Here is a 14,309-nt window from a genome sequence, read left to right as displayed (position 1 = left end):
CTCCTTCACCTGCCATTTAGTTGACAGATGATGCGCTCATGGATGAAACATTATTGTGAACAAATTATTTTCCTCACATGTGATGCCTTTCCGCGCTCTCATCGATGCTTGCTGGAAAGAAAAATATACCGCCTCCCGGTTCACCCGTGATGTGATAGCCGGGATCACCGTCGGGATTATTGCTATCCCGCTGGCGATGGCGCTGGCAATTGGCAGTGGCGTTGCGCCGCAATATGGCCTCTATACCTCCGCTGTCGCCGGGATCGTGATCGCGCTAACCGGCGGCTCGCGCTTTAGCGTTTCCGGCCCTACCGCCGCGTTTGTGGTGATTTTGTATCCGGTATCGCAACAGTTTGGTCTGGCGGGCCTACTGGTCGCCACGCTGATGTCGGGCTTCTTCCTGATCCTTTTCGGCCTGGCGAGACTGGGGCGATTGATTGAATATATCCCGGTGTCGGTCACGTTGGGTTTTACCTCAGGGATTGGTATTACCATCGGTACCATGCAGATTAAAGATTTTCTTGGTCTGCAGATGGCCCATGTGCCAGAGCACTATTTGCAGAAAGTCGGCGCGCTGTTTATGGCGTTGCCCACCGTCAATATTGGCGATGCCGCCATTGGCGTGGTAACGCTGGGAACGTTGATTTTCTGGCCGCGTCTCGGTATTCGTCTGCCAGGACATCTTCCCGCGCTGCTGGCCGGTTGCGCCGTAATGGGGATTGTTAATCTGCTGGGCGGCAATGTGGCGACTATCGGCTCACAGTTCCATTACGTTCTGGCTGACGGCACTCAGGGCAACGGCATCCCGCAGCTCCTGCCGCAACTGATGCTGCCGTGGAGTCTTCCAGGCTCCGATTTCACGCTAAGCTGGGATTCACTGCGCGCGCTGCTGCCAGCGGCTTTCTCAATGGCAATGCTGGGGGCAATCGAATCATTGCTCTGCGCCGTCGTGCTGGACGGCATGACCGGCACCAAACATAAAGCTAACAGCGAACTTATCGGCCAGGGGCTGGGGAATATGATCGCGCCGTTCTTTGGCGGCATCACCGCCACCGCCGCGATTGCCCGCTCTGCCGCCAACGTCCGCGCTGGCGCGACCTCTCCCGTCTCAGCGGTAATTCACGCTATCCTGGTTATTCTGGCGCTACTGGTCTTAGCCCCGCTACTCTCCTGGCTGCCGCTTTCCGCGATGGCGGCGCTACTGCTGATGGTGGCATGGAATATGAGTGAAGCCCATAAAGTGGTGGATCTGTTACGCCATGCACCGAAAGACGACATTATCGTTATGCTGCTGTGCATGTCATTAACGGTTCTGTTTGATATGGTCATCGCCATCAGCGTGGGGATTGTCCTTGCTTCCCTGCTGTTTATGCGCCGTATTGCGCGAATGACTCGACTTGCGCCGGTCAATGTCGATGTGCCTGAAGATGTGCTGGTGCTGCGTGTTATCGGGCCGCTCTTTTTCGCTGCGGCGGAAGGGCTGTTTACCGACCTTGAGTCACGTATTAAGGGCAAACGTATCGTCGTTCTGAAATGGGACGCAGTGCCAGTACTGGATGCAGGCGGGCTTGATGCTTTTCAGCGTTTTGTGAAGCGTCTGCCGGAGGGTTGCGAATTGCGTATCAGTAACCTGGAGTTCCAACCGCTGCGCACAATGGCGCGTGCCGGTATCAAACCTATTCCTGGGCGTCTGACCTTCTTCCCGAACAGGACGGAGGCGTTAGCGGATTTACTCAGTTAATGGACAATGCCCGGTGGCGATAACGCTTACCGGGCCTGAACCGGTTAGCTATGACGACGATTGTCGTTACGGCGGCAACGTTTGTCATAGTGACGTACCCACCAATATTTGTCGCTCACCTGCTCATGCCCCCCTACACGAGCCCCCGCCAGCCAAAGAACTGCACCGACAAAAATGCTCAGTATTGCGCCATGCGCAAAAAATTGCGGCAAATTAAACTGCGGCAGTTGGTTTAAAATAGAGTAACCCACGCCGACAACCATCACGACCAGCCCCAACCCCATCAGCACGTTACCGAATAACGAAGCGTTTTTGCGTTTCATATGTCACCTCCGGAACTTTTGGGTTGTTTTTAGGAAATCCCCCTAAACTTTATGTGTAAAGTATAGACAACACTTTCGTTTGTAAGTGCGGCTGTGATCACAAATGTAAAGTTTCATTTAACAAAACTTTACAAATAACACACTGAACAGTTTACATTTTTAATAATCAATGCTGGCAATTATTTAATTTACTTCAGAGTGTCGCTGTGTTTTGTCAAGCGGGCAGACAGACAGTAAACTACGCGCCAGTTATGGATCTACTCAGGACAAAAAACGTGGCAATTAAATTGATTGTTGGTCTGGCGAATCCCGGCGCGGAATATGCCGCGACGCGACACAATGCAGGCGCATGGTACGTCGATTTACTGGCGGAGCGCCTGCGTGCGCCATTGCGTGAAGAGCCTAAATTCTTTGGCTATACCTCACGCATCACGCTGGAAGGGGAAGATGTTCGCCTGCTGGTACCCACCACGTTCATGAACCTCAGTGGTAAAGCAGTTGGCGCAATGGCCAGTTTTTACCGTATTCAGCCGGACGAAATTCTGGTCGCTCACGACGAGCTGGATCTCCCTCCGGGCGTCGCGAAATTTAAACTTGGCGGCGGCCACGGCGGCCACAATGGTCTGAAAGACATCATCAGCAAGCTGGGCAATAATCCCAACTTTCACCGCTTACGCGTTGGAATTGGTCATCCAGGCGATAAAAATAAAGTTGTTGGTTTCGTGCTGGGTAAACCCCCTGTTTCTGAACAAAAATTAATTGATGAGGCCATTGACGAAGCGGCACGCTGTACGGAATTGTGGTTCAAAGAGGGTCTGGCCAAAGCAACAAGCCGTTTGCATACCTTTAAGGCGCAATAACCAGTGATGTGCGGCATTTTTGCCGCACGCCGTGTATAATAGGCGAAGTTATTTCCATTTCTGCAATCTGTTTTCTATAACAGGTTGATTATTAAGATATTAAGGTGAGTTAAATCATGGGATTCAAATGCGGTATCGTCGGTCTGCCCAACGTCGGGAAATCCACCCTGTTCAACGCGCTGACAAAAGCCGGTATTGAAGCGGCAAACTTTCCGTTCTGCACTATCGAACCGAATACCGGTGTCGTGCCGATGCCCGATCCGCGTCTGGACCAGTTGGCTGAGATTGTTAAACCGCAACGCATTCTACCAACCACGATGGAGTTCGTGGATATCGCCGGTCTGGTGAAAGGCGCGTCCAAAGGCGAAGGGTTGGGTAACCAGTTCCTGACCAATATCCGTGAAACCGAAGCTATCGGTCACGTGGTTCGCTGCTTTGAGAACGACAATATCATCCACGTGGCGGGTAAAGTAAATCCGACAGAAGATATTGATGTTATCAATACCGAACTGGCGCTGGCTGACCTCGATACCTGCGAGCGCGCTATCCATCGCGTACAGAAGAAAGCCAAAGGCGGCGATAAAGACGCCAAAGCGGAACTGGCCGCGCTGGAAAAATGCCTGCCGCACCTGGCCGAAGCGGGGATGCTGCGTTCGCTGGACCTGACGGACGAAGATAAAGCGGCTATCCGTTATTTAAGCTTCCTGACGCTGAAGCCGACGATGTATATCGCTAACGTCAATGAAGACGGTTTTGAAAATAACCCGTATCTCGACCAGGTTCGCGAAATCGCCGCCAAAGAAGGTTCGGTCGTGGTTCCGGTGTGTGCCGCCGTCGAAGCTGATATTGCTGAGCTGGATGATGACGAGCGCGACGAATTTATGGCTGAACTGGGTCTGGAAGAACCGGGGCTGAACCGCGTTATTCGCGCAGGTTATCGCCTGCTGAACCTCCAGACCTACTTTACCGCCGGGGTGAAAGAAGTTCGCGCATGGACCATTCCGGTTGGCGCAACCGCGCCGCAGGCGGCAGGTAAAATCCATACCGACTTCGAAAAAGGCTTTATCCGCGCCCAAACTATCGCCTTTGACGACTTTATTACCTATAAAGGTGAACAAGGCGCGAAAGAAGCCGGTAAGATGCGAGCGGAAGGCAAAGATTACATCGTTAAAGATGGCGATATAATGAACTTCCTGTTCAACGTCTAAATAACATTTGTTGTCTCATGAGGTTTCATTGAACCTCATGAGAGGCAAAGAAAGTCATAAAATCCACGCAGCCGCGTGGATTTTTTATTTCATAATATCTCAACTCATGCTGACAGGCTCAATTAACGCAGAGCTAACAGGGTAAGTTCTTTTCTTAATTACCAGTCGACATTCACTGTATGATTATAAAAAGGGTGCTGGTCCTTTAGCGGCGTCTCATAACTTGGGATCGCATCATAATGATCTTTTCCCTGAACGGAATACCCTCCCGCTTCGATATCAAAACGATGTTTGAGCCATCCCGCAACATGACTTGCGAAAGCTTGTTTCCTTCTTAATGGCCAATCAACAGAAGCCAAATTAACATCTAATAAGTACCGCCCTTCTTTATTAACCTTGATCATTCCAGCCTGCAGTAACGCCCGTACCACCTGGGATTGGTTATCATGAATCCAGACCCAGGCATTTCCAAATTCCACTGCATAATTATCATTTAAAAAATCTTTTTTTGAATATAATTCACTTACATAATCATTGATAGAATCAGCATAATTTTTTACTTTAGATGCAGATAAATCAAAAAAAGATTCAAATCCGAAAGTATTATCATTAATACAAGACAGTAACGCGCCCGGTTCCGAGAGCTGGGTCCATGATTGTAAACTCTCTACAGCTATAATGAATTTGAAAGTATTTCTTCCAATGATACCCCGGTCAATTAAAGTTAAAATATCGTGAGCTACGGTAGGGATATCTTCTGCAAACGGGACGATTATTCCAGCACCATTTATTTCGCTTGATTTAAAATCAAACCTTGGGGTATTTTCAATGTCTTCCGGAATACCATACTCTTTAATATGATTAAGGAAATTTTTAATATCGCCACGATATGGCCATCGCCATTCGCGTTCATGTGTCCAGTCAACCTTACCTGGAACATAAGTAACATATCTATATTGTTCAATCAAAGGAAGAACCGTTTCATCAAGAATACGTTCCCCGTTTCTGCCTTGCGAGTATCGAGCATTGTTATGCTGATCTAACCCATATATGACTGGCCTTGCCCCATAATTAAACATTTGCTCTTTAGGTAAAACGATTGCATATAAACCGATTTTTTCATTTCGTTCTAATCGGCGAACACCAGTTTCTAAATAAGCTGCAATCGGCATATCTGTAAAGCATACCACCGGGGAGTCGCCATATACGGTTCGTTGCCCATTTCGGTATGACCAGGAAGAGAAAATTTTATGACTGCGTAAAGATAATCTAAGTAAATATTTAGCATCAATGAAACATGCGTGATGCTGATTATTAAAACCACAGTGCTCAGGCAAATAAATATGGCTACCGGTCTCTAAATCAACGTCCCGAAAAAAATGAATCAAATAATCGGACAAGTCAAATCTGATGTTATTTTTCATGGGACGCCCTCTTTCAAACAGTCTCTTTTTTGCATTCCTTTAAAACCAGCACCACCATTTTATATAAAAATCATCACGAAGTATGCTTCTTTTAACGATGACATCAAATCCTCCCTCCTTTTGCATCAACTTACGTATCCCTGAAATGGCGAGACCAGGCTAAATCTACCCGAGGTCACTCGCTGAAACCTCATCCTGGAACAAGCTCAACCGTCCTTCCCCGCCACGGCCCTTTCGCCGAAAAACCGATAATGGGTATAAATATACCGCTATAAGCTATACCCACACACTTCACATTGTTTCTTATCGTTAATCCGATACGCTTTTTTCACATTATTTCTGGCGATATACGCCGGTGCAAAGTGAATCGGGCTCGTTTCCGCGCTCGCGCGTAACACAATGATTTGCCTTGCTGGCGGAACGTCAACGGACCCGCAAAAGCGCCTTATGCCCCTGGCGGAGCGTGGTGCAAAAAGGAGAAAAAATACGCGTTATGAATAACGAGGAGACCTTTTATCAAGCCATGCGTCGTAAGGGAGTGACCCGACGCAGCTTTCTCAAATTCTGTAGCCTTGCCGCCACATCGCTGGGACTGGGCGCCGGAATGACGCCAAAGATCGCCTGGGCGCTGGAGAATAAACCGCGGATTCCGGTGGTCTGGATTCATGGACTGGAATGCACCTGCTGTACCGAATCCTTTATCCGTTCCTCGCACCCGCTAGCCAAAGATGTGATCCTCTCGCTGATTTCCCTCGATTATGACGACACCCTGATGGCCGCCGCCGGCGCACAGGCCGAAGAAGTCTTTGACGATATTACCACTCGCTACGCCGGGAAATACATTCTGGCGGTGGAAGGCAATCCACCGTTAGGAGAACAAGGGATGTTCTGTATCAGCGGCGGTCGCCCGTTTATTGAAAAACTGAAGAAAGCCGCCGCGGGCGCCAGCGCTATTATTGCCTGGGGAAACTGCGCTTCCTGGGGTTGCGTCCAGGCCGCCCGCCCCAATCCGACCCAGGCAACGCCTATCGATAAAGTGATCACCGACAAGCCGATCGTGAAGGTCCCTGGATGTCCGCCAATCCCGGATGTCATGAGCGCCATTATCACCTATATGGTGACGTTTGATCGTCTGCCGGAACTCGATCGCATGGGCCGTCCACTAATGTTCTACGGTCAGCGTATCCACGATAAATGCTACCGCCGCGCCCATTTTGACGCCGGTGAATTTGTCGAGAGCTGGGATGATGACGCCGCCCGCAAGGGATACTGCCTGTACAAGATGGGCTGTAAAGGACCAACCACCTATAACGCCTGCTCCTCCACACGCTGGAATGACGGCGTCTCCTTTCCTATCCAGTCCGGTCACGGATGTCTGGGATGTTCAGAAAATGGTTTCTGGGATCGCGGCTCGTTTTATAGCCGCGTGGTGGATATTCCCCAGATGGGTACCCATTCAACCGCCGATACGGTGGGGCTGACCGCGCTGGGCGTGGTCGCGGCGGGCGTTGGCGGTCACGCTGTCGCCAGCGCGCTCAACCAACGTAAACGCCACAAACAACAGTTAGCGCAAGCCGAACAACAGCCGGACAATGAGGATAAACAGGCATGAGTAACCAGTATCAAACCCAGGGTTATACCGTTAACGACGCCGGCCGTCGTCTGATCGTGGACCCGATTACCCGCATCGAAGGGCATATGCGCTGCGAAGTGAACATTGATGAGCAAAACGTCATTACCAATGCCGTTTCCTGCGGCACGATGTTCCGCGGGCTGGAGATCATTCTGCAAGGCCGTGACCCGCGTGACGCCTGGGCGTTTGTTGAACGTATTTGTGGTGTCTGTACCGGGGTACATGCTCTGGCATCGGTGTACGCTATCGAAGATGCGATTGGTATCCAGGTGCCGGATAACGCCAATATTATACGTAACATCATGCTGGCTACGTTGTGGTGTCACGATCATCTGGTCCATTTTTATCAGTTAGCCGGCATGGACTGGATTGATGTTCTGAATGCGCTGAAAGCCGATCCGCGCGCCACCTCGCAGTTGGCGCAAAGCCTTTCCGCCTGGCCGATGTCATCGCCGGGCTACTTCTTTGACGTACAAAATCGATTGAAGAAATTTGTCGATGGCGGCCAGCTTGGGATATTCCGTAACGGCTATTGGGGACATCCACAGTACAAATTGTCGCCAGAGGCTAATCTGATGGGTTTTGCCCACTATCTTGAAGCCCTCGACTTCCAGCGCGAGATCGTCAAAATCCATACCATATTTGGCGGTAAGAACCCCCATCCTAACTGGATCGTCGGCGGGATGCCGTGCGCGATCAATCTCGATCAAAGCGGCGCGGTCGGGGCTATCAATATGGAGCGCCTCAACCTGGTGCAGTCGATCATCACCCGCACCGCCGACTTCATTAACAACGTGATGGTTCCGGACGCGCTGGCTATCGGCCAGTTCAATAAAGCATGGAGTCAAATTGGCACCGGTCTGTCGGATAAATGCGTGCTGAGTTACGGCGCATTTCCGGACATTGCCAACGACTTCAGCCAGCAAAGCCTGTTAATGCCGGGCGGCGCGGTGGTCAATGGCGATTTTAAAAATGTCATGCCGGTAGATTTGGCCGATCCGCAGCAGATACAGGAGTTTGTGGATCACGCCTGGTACCGCTATCCGGACGATCGGCTGGGGCGTCATCCTTTTGACGGCATTACCGATCCCTGGTACAACCCGGGTGATGTCAAAGGCAGCGATACGCATATCCAGCAGCTCAACGAGCAGGAACGTTACTCCTGGATTAAAGCGCCGCGCTGGCGGGGTCATGCCATGGAAGTCGGCCCGCTTGCCCGAACGCTTATCGCGTACCACAAAGGGGACGCCGCCACCATAGAGTCGGTAGATCGCATGATGTCCGCCCTTAAACTGCCGCTCTCCGGTATCCAGTCTACGCTTGGCCGTATTTTATGCCGCGCGCACGAAGCGCAATGGGCCGTCGGTAAGCTGCAGTATTTTTTCGACAGGCTTATGACCAACCTGAAAAACGGCGACCTGGCCACCGCCAATACCGAGAAATGGGAACCGGCCAGTTGGCCGCAGCACTGCCGCGGCATCGGTTTTACCGAAGCGCCTCGCGGAGCGTTGGGACACTGGGCGTCAATACGCGATCAGAAGATTGAACTCTATCAGTGCGTGGTTCCCACCACCTGGAACGCCAGCCCGCGCGATCCTAAAAAACAGATCGGCGCCTATGAAGCGGCATTGATGGGAACGCAAATGGCGATTCCCGACCAACCGTTAGAAATCCTGAGGACGCTGCACAGCTTCGACCCCTGCCTCGCCTGTTCAACCCACGTGCTCGGCGACGACGGCAGCGAACTGATTGCCGTCCAGGTACGCTAAGCGTTAAGGAAAAGAACGATGACTGGAAAGCTATCTCCACGCGTCGGGGAGGCGCGTGATACTGCCGTCAGCCACTATGTGTTTGAAGCGCCGGTACGCCTGTGGCACTGGCTAACGGTGGCCTGCATGTTGGTACTGATGGTAACAGGCTACTTCATTGGCCGACCGCTGCCGTCGGTGAGTGGCGAGGCGACCTATCTGTTTTACATGGGCTATATCCGGCTGATCCACTTTGCCGCCGCGATGATCTTTACCGTGTTACTGCTGGGGCGAATTTATTGGGCCTGTGTCGGCAACCGCTATTCGCGAGAGCTGTTTATCGTCCCGGTCTGGCGTCGCAGTTGGTGGCAAGGCGCTTTCTCCGTGGTCCGCTGGTATCTGTTTCTGGAGAAAAAACCGGGGAGCGACATCGGACATAACCCTGTCGCGCAGGCCGCGATGTTCGGCTATTTCCTGTTATCGGTATTTATGATCCTCACCGGTTTCGCTCTGTTTGGCGAGCATAGCCAGTACGCCATCTTTGCGCCGTTCCGCTATGTAGTTGAATTTTTCTACTGGACCGGCGGCAACTCCATCGATATTCACAGTTGGCACCGACTGGGCATGTGGCTGATCGCCGCCTTCATCGTCGGGCACGTTTACCTCGCTATCCGGGAAGACATTATGTCCGACGATACGGTGATCTCCACCATGATCAATGGCTATCGCAGCCACAAATTCCCCAAACCGCACGACAAGGAGCCCTCATGAATGCGCAACGCGTAGTGGTGATGGGGTTAGGAAACCTGCTGTGGGCCGATGAAGGATTCGGTATCCGGGTCGCGGAGCGTTTGTATGCCCGATATCACTGGCCTGAAGAGGTAGAAATTGTGGACGGCGGTACGCAAGGGCTAAACCTGTTAGGTTATGTAGAGCAAGCCAGCCATCTCCTGCTCCTTGACGCGATCGATTATGGCCTGGCGCCGGGCAGCCTGCGAACCTATGCCGGCGAGAAAATCCCCGCGTATCTCAGCGCCAAAAAAATGAGCCTGCATCAAAACAGTTTTTCCGAAGTTCTGGCGCTGGCCGACATCCGCGGGCATCTGCCCTGTCACATTGCGCTGGTCGGCCTGCAACCGGCGCTACTGGACGACTACGGCGGTAGCCTGAGCGAAATAGCTCGCAGCCAGCTACCGGCGGCGGAACAGGCCGCCCTGGAGCAACTGGCCGCCTGGGGGATCGTACCGCAGGCAAACGAGGTCGCACGCTGCCTGAACTATAAATGCCTGTCGATGGAAAATTATGAGGGAGTGCGCATACGTCAGTATCAGACACGTCTGGAGGGCAAAAGAAGTGGCGAATGACACCCCGTTCTCTGCGCTATGGCAACGCCTGTTAACCCGGGGATGGCAACCGGTAGAGGCTTCCACGGTAGACGACTGGATCAAACTGGTTGGAGATGGCGTCATCCTGTTAAGTAGCGATCCGCGGCGTACGCCGGAAGTCAGCGATAACCCGGTGATGATTGCCGAACTCCTGCGTGAGTTCCCGCAGTTTGACTGGCAGGTGGCGGTGGCCGACCTTGAACAAAGCGAAGCTATCGGCGATCGCTTTAATGTTCGTCGGTTTCCGGCGACGTTGGTTTTTACAGACGGCGAGTTACGCGGCGCGCTCAGCGGCATTCATCCCTGGGCTGAACTGCTCACGCTGATGCGTTCGATGGTTGACACTCCCGCAGCGCAGGAGACAGCACAATGAGCAACGCCTTTTTTCATCTGCTGGGGCCAGGTACGCAGCCTGATGACGCCAGTTTCTCGATGAATCCCTTACCGCTCACCTGTCAGGTCAATGGCGACCCAAGTATGGCGGCGCTGGAGCGCTGCGCTCACAGCCCGGCGGTGATGGCATTGTTGACCGATCTGCGAGGTCAGCTTGCCCGGTGCATTCCGGAAGTCGGCGACGTGCTGGGATGGGAGTTATCTCCCCTGAATGCCGATGATCTCTCATTCCTCAATACGTTATTGGGAGAAGGCGAAGTCTCGGTACGCATTCAGCATCCGGACGGGAGTGAAAGCGAGATCCAGGAGACCATCTTCTGCGGCCTGTGGCGGGTACGCCATCTGCATAACCGACGCCTGCTGACGGATCGTCTGGAAGCGGGTAGCGCGCCCCTGACATTGTGGCAAGCGGCGACTGCCGATACGCTGCCTGACGACTCTCTGCTGCCTCCGCCTGTCGCTGGCCTGATGAATGGACTGCCGCTGGCCCATGAGTTATTGGCGCACGTACGCGATCCGGCGTTGCAACCTCACAGCATCAATTTGACCCAACTGCCACTCAGCGAGGCCGATCGTCTTTTTCTGGCGCGTTTATGCGGACACGGGAACATCCAAATTCGCATCTCCGGGTATGGCGAAAGCCAAATCAACGCCACAGCATTGCGCCATCTCTGGCATGTGCGCTGTCTGGACGCCCTTAAAGGGCCGTTGCTCGATAGCTATGAGATTTGTCCTTTGCCGGAGCTGGTACTGGCGGCACCGGAAGATCTGGCCGATTCGCGCCAGCGCCTGGATGAAGTCTGCCGATGGCTGGAGACGCGCTAACGCTCTCAACAGGAACGTAACCGGTGTCCGGTACTGATTAGCTTTTTACTCTCTTTCTGCCTACAGGAGTTAGCATGTGGGATGTCATTGACTTATCGCGCTGGCAGTTTGCGCTGACCGCGCTGTATCACTTTTTATTTGTTCCTCTTACGCTTGGGCTGATTTTTTTGCTGGCCGTCATGGAGACGATCTATGTGGTGACGGGGAAAACCGTCTACCGCGATATGACGCGTTTCTGGGGCAAGCTCTTCGGGATCAATTTTGCTCTCGGTGTGGCTACCGGCCTGACCATGGAGTTTCAGTTCGGGACTAACTGGTCGCTCTATTCCAACTATGTGGGCGATATTTTCGGCGCGCCGCTGGCGATGGAAGCGTTACTGGCCTTCTTTCTCGAATCCACTTTTGTCGGCCTGTTCTTTTTCGGCTGGCAGCGGCTGAATAAATACCAACACCTGCTGGTCACCTGGCTGGTGGCCTTCGGCTCCAATATTTCAGCATTATGGATTCTGAATGCCAATGGCTGGATGCAGCATCCTACCGGCGCTCATTTCAACATCGATACGTTACGGATGGAAATGAGCAGCTTCAGCGATCTGGTCTTTAACCCGGTGAGCCAGGTGAAATTCGTCCATACCGTCATGTCCGGTTATGTCACCGGCGCCATGTTTATTATGTCCATCAGCGCCTGGTATCTGCTACGTGGCCGCGAGCGTGAAGTGGCCTTGCGCTCGTTTGCTATCGGCTCAGTATTCGGCACCCTGGCCATTCTGGGAACCCTGCAACTGGGGGACAGTTCGGCCTACGAGGTCGCCCAAATTCAGCCGGTGAAACTGGCGGCGATGGAAGGCGAATGGCAAACCGAACCCGCGCCCGCGCCGTTTCATCTGATTGCCTGGCCGCAGCAGGAACAGGAGCGTAATGCGTTTGCCGTGAAGATCCCCGCTCTGCTGGGTATTCTGGCCACCCATTCGCTGGATACGCCGGTTCCGGGGTTAAAAAACCTGATGGACGACACTCTGCCGCGCCTGAAGCGTGGCCGGGAGGCCTGGCTACTCATGCAGGAGATAGCGCAAGGCAATCGCTCGCCGCAGGTACTGAATGCGTTTCACGCCGTTGAGGGCGATCTGGGGTACGGCATTCTGCTGGCGAAATATGCCCCGGATATGAACCATGTGACGCCGGAGCAGTATCGTGCGGCCCAGCGTGGCGCTATTCCTCAGGTGGCGCCGGTGTTCTGGAGTTTCCGTATTATGGTCGGCTGCGGTTCGCTGCTGTTAGTGGTGATGTTGATTGCGTTGATACAGACGCTGCGAATGCGTATCGACCAGCATCGCTGGGTATTGCGTATGACGCTCTGGAGCCTGCCGTTACCGTGGATTGCCATTGAAGCCGGTTGGTTTATGACGGAGTTTGGCCGTCAGCCCTGGGCGATTCAGGACATTCTGCCGACCTGGTACGCTCACTCCGCGCTGACGCCGGGCCAGTTGGCCTTCTCAATGGGACTTATCCTCGGACTTTACACCCTGTTTTTAATCGCGGAAGTCTATCTGATGCAGAAGTACGCGCGTCTTGGGCCAAGCGCCATGCAACATCAACAACAAGCGCAACAACAGGGATAAAGGAGACAATCATGTTGGATTATGAAACGTTGCGGTTCATTTGGTGGCTGCTGATCGGCGTTATCCTGGTGGCATTTATGGTAACTGACGGGTTTGATATGGGTGTCGGTTGCCTGCTCCCGCTGATAGCGCGCAACGATGACGAACGCCGGGTGTTGATCAATAGCGTCGGCGCCCACTGGGAAGGAAACCAGGTATGGTTGATTCTCGCGGGCGGGGCATTATTCGCCGCCTGGCCACGGGTCTATGCCGCCGCGTTTTCCGGTTTTTATGTGGCGATGATCCTGGTGCTGTGTGCCCTCTTCTTTCGCCCGCTGGCCTTTGATTATCGGGGAAAAATCGCCAATGCCCGCTGGCGCGCGCTGTGGGATACCGGTCTGGTTATTGGCAGCCTGGTTCCCCCAGTCGTATTCGGTATCGCGTTCGGCAACCTGTTTTTAGGCGTGCCGTTTGCCTTCACGCCGCAGCTTCATGTTGACTATTTTGGCACCTTCTGGCAGTTACTCTCGCCCTTTGCCCTACTGTGTGGATTATTGAGTCTGTCGTTGGTGATTATGCAAGGAGGCGTCTGGTTACAGTTGAAAACGGAGGGCGTTATTCGTCAACGGGCTCTGTCGGCCACCCGCCACAGCGCGCTGCTGATCGTGATCTGCTTCCTGCTGGCCGGTTACTGGCTGTGGGCCGGCGTTGATGGCTTTGTCTTACTCACGCAAGATGCCAACGGCCCTTCCAATCCGCTCTTAAAAGGCGTGGCGATACTCCCTGGCGCATGGATGAACCACTTTATACGCTCGCCGCTACTGCTCATCATCCCGTTGCTCGGTATGATCCTGCCGATTCTGGCTTTCTATGCCTGCCTTCGCGGTCAGACTATTCGTGGATTTCTGTTCGCTTCCCTGACCCAGGCCTGCGTCATCTTTACCGCCGGCATAACGCTATTTCCTTTTGTGATGCCGTCGAGTGTTAGTCCTCTCTCCAGCCTGACGGTGTGGGACAGCACCTCCAGCCAGATGACGCTCGAAATCATGCTGGTGATTGTGCTGATTTTTCTGCCGATCGTACTGCTCTATACGCTGTGGAGCTATTACAAAATGTTGGGGCGTATCAACCTGGAGACCCTCCGCCGCAACGATCATGAACTTTATTAGGG

General features: G+C 53.1%; 13 protein-coding genes. 11 read left to right on the top strand and 2 right to left on the bottom strand.

Translation table 11 applies throughout. From position 1 onward, the window contains the following. Positions 1-55: 55 nt before the first annotated feature. Positions 56-1,741, top strand: coding sequence for a C4-dicarboxylic acid transporter DauA (gene dauA / locus ACLJPE_RS02335; RefSeq protein WP_023251758.1), 1,686 nt, complete (start codon positions 56-58; stop codon positions 1,739-1,741). A 44-nt stretch (positions 1,742-1,785) separates the two neighbouring features. On the opposite strand, the gene ychH is transcribed toward dauA, so the two are convergent. Next, positions 1,786-2,064, bottom strand: a complete 279-nt coding sequence (gene ychH / locus ACLJPE_RS02330; RefSeq protein ID WP_000823878.1) for a stress-induced protein YchH — start codon at positions 2,062-2,064, stop codon at positions 1,786-1,788. Between the two features lie 275 nt (positions 2,065-2,339). Between ychH and pth the strand changes: the two genes are divergently transcribed. Both pth and ychF read left to right on the top strand, forming a co-directional pair. After that, positions 2,340-2,924: an aminoacyl-tRNA hydrolase gene (gene pth, locus ACLJPE_RS02325; RefSeq protein ID WP_000985595.1), complete on the top strand. Its 585-nt coding sequence runs from the start codon at positions 2,340-2,342 to the stop codon at positions 2,922-2,924. A 116-nt stretch (positions 2,925-3,040) separates the two neighbouring features. Then, positions 3,041-4,132: a redox-regulated ATPase YchF gene (gene ychF, locus ACLJPE_RS02320; protein WP_023251757.1), complete on the top strand. Its 1,092-nt coding sequence runs from the start codon at positions 3,041-3,043 to the stop codon at positions 4,130-4,132. A gap of 158 nt (positions 4,133-4,290) precedes the next feature. Here the strand turns inward: ychF and ACLJPE_RS02315 are convergent, their stop codons facing one another. Then, positions 4,291-5,556 carry a DUF4427 domain-containing protein gene (locus tag ACLJPE_RS02315; RefSeq protein ID WP_039514070.1) on the bottom strand — a complete coding sequence of 422 codons (1,266 nt, stop codon included), beginning with the start codon at positions 5,554-5,556 and terminating at the stop codon, positions 4,291-4,293. Between the two features lie 493 nt (positions 5,557-6,049). On the opposite strand from ACLJPE_RS02315, the gene hyaA reads away from it, so the two are divergent. From hyaA to appB, 8 genes are all read left to right on the top strand, one after another. Next, positions 6,050-7,168 carry a hydrogenase 1 small subunit gene (hyaA, locus tag ACLJPE_RS02310; protein ID WP_001058312.1) on the top strand — a complete coding sequence of 373 codons (1,119 nt, stop codon included), beginning with the start codon at positions 6,050-6,052 and terminating at the stop codon, positions 7,166-7,168. Then, positions 7,165-8,958, top strand: coding sequence for a Ni/Fe-hydrogenase large subunit (gene hyaB / locus ACLJPE_RS02305; RefSeq protein ID WP_000070982.1), 1,794 nt, complete (start codon positions 7,165-7,167; stop codon positions 8,956-8,958). Before hyaA ends, hyaB begins: the two co-directional genes overlap by 4 nt. A gap of 18 nt (positions 8,959-8,976) precedes the next feature. Then, positions 8,977-9,708: a Ni/Fe-hydrogenase b-type cytochrome subunit gene (gene hyaC / locus ACLJPE_RS02300; protein ID WP_000147031.1), complete on the top strand. Its 732-nt coding sequence runs from the start codon at positions 8,977-8,979 to the stop codon at positions 9,706-9,708. Beyond that, positions 9,705-10,301: a hydrogenase 1 maturation protease gene (gene hyaD, locus ACLJPE_RS02295; RefSeq protein ID WP_000993804.1), complete on the top strand. Its 597-nt coding sequence runs from the start codon at positions 9,705-9,707 to the stop codon at positions 10,299-10,301. Before hyaC ends, hyaD begins: the two co-directional genes overlap by 4 nt. After that, a complete protein-coding gene (gene hyaE, locus ACLJPE_RS02290; RefSeq protein WP_001262570.1) occupies positions 10,291-10,695 on the top strand; it encodes a hydrogenase-1 operon protein HyaE in 405 nt (134 codons plus the stop codon). The genes hyaD and hyaE overlap by 11 nt, the downstream gene beginning before the upstream one ends. After that, on the top strand, positions 10,692-11,540 hold the full coding sequence (locus tag ACLJPE_RS02285; protein ID WP_000063367.1) for a hydrogenase expression/formation protein: 849 nt from the start codon (positions 10,692-10,694) through the stop codon (positions 11,538-11,540). The genes hyaE and ACLJPE_RS02285 overlap by 4 nt, the downstream gene beginning before the upstream one ends. Before the next feature lie 74 nt (positions 11,541-11,614). Next, positions 11,615-13,159, top strand: coding sequence for a cytochrome bd-II oxidase subunit 1 (gene appC / locus ACLJPE_RS02280; RefSeq protein WP_000263601.1), 1,545 nt, complete (start codon positions 11,615-11,617; stop codon positions 13,157-13,159). Positions 13,160-13,170: 11 nt separating this feature from the next. Beyond that, positions 13,171-14,307: a cytochrome d ubiquinol oxidase subunit II gene (appB, locus tag ACLJPE_RS02275; RefSeq protein WP_000888110.1), complete on the top strand. Its 1,137-nt coding sequence runs from the start codon at positions 13,171-13,173 to the stop codon at positions 14,305-14,307. Positions 14,308-14,309 lie beyond the last annotated feature (2 nt).

Origin of the sequence: Salmonella sp. SAL04196 (genome assembly GCF_046550835.1) — a bacterium.
Lineage (GTDB): Bacteria > Pseudomonadota > Gammaproteobacteria > Enterobacterales > Enterobacteriaceae > Salmonella > Salmonella enterica.
This window is presented reverse-complemented; position numbering and strand designations above follow the sequence as displayed.

Coding starts and splice junctions, on each gene's coding strand:
- ACLJPE_RS02315 (WP_039514070.1), bottom strand. CDS start 5,556: ATGAAAAATAACATCAGATTTGACTTGTCCGATTATTTGATTCATTTT.
- hyaC (WP_000147031.1), top strand. CDS start 8,977: ATGACTGGAAAGCTATCTCCACGCGTCGGGGAGGCGCGTGATACTGCC.
- ychH (WP_000823878.1), bottom strand. CDS start 2,064: ATGAAACGCAAAAACGCTTCGTTATTCGGTAACGTGCTGATGGGGTTG.
- hyaD (WP_000993804.1), top strand. CDS start 9,705: ATGAATGCGCAACGCGTAGTGGTGATGGGGTTAGGAAACCTGCTGTGG.
- appB (WP_000888110.1), top strand. CDS start 13,171: ATGTTGGATTATGAAACGTTGCGGTTCATTTGGTGGCTGCTGATCGGC.
- ychF (WP_023251757.1), top strand. CDS start 3,041: ATGGGATTCAAATGCGGTATCGTCGGTCTGCCCAACGTCGGGAAATCC.
- hyaB (WP_000070982.1), top strand. CDS start 7,165: ATGAGTAACCAGTATCAAACCCAGGGTTATACCGTTAACGACGCCGGC.
- hyaA (WP_001058312.1), top strand. CDS start 6,050: ATGAATAACGAGGAGACCTTTTATCAAGCCATGCGTCGTAAGGGAGTG.
- ACLJPE_RS02285 (WP_000063367.1), top strand. CDS start 10,692: ATGAGCAACGCCTTTTTTCATCTGCTGGGGCCAGGTACGCAGCCTGAT.
- appC (WP_000263601.1), top strand. CDS start 11,615: ATGTGGGATGTCATTGACTTATCGCGCTGGCAGTTTGCGCTGACCGCG.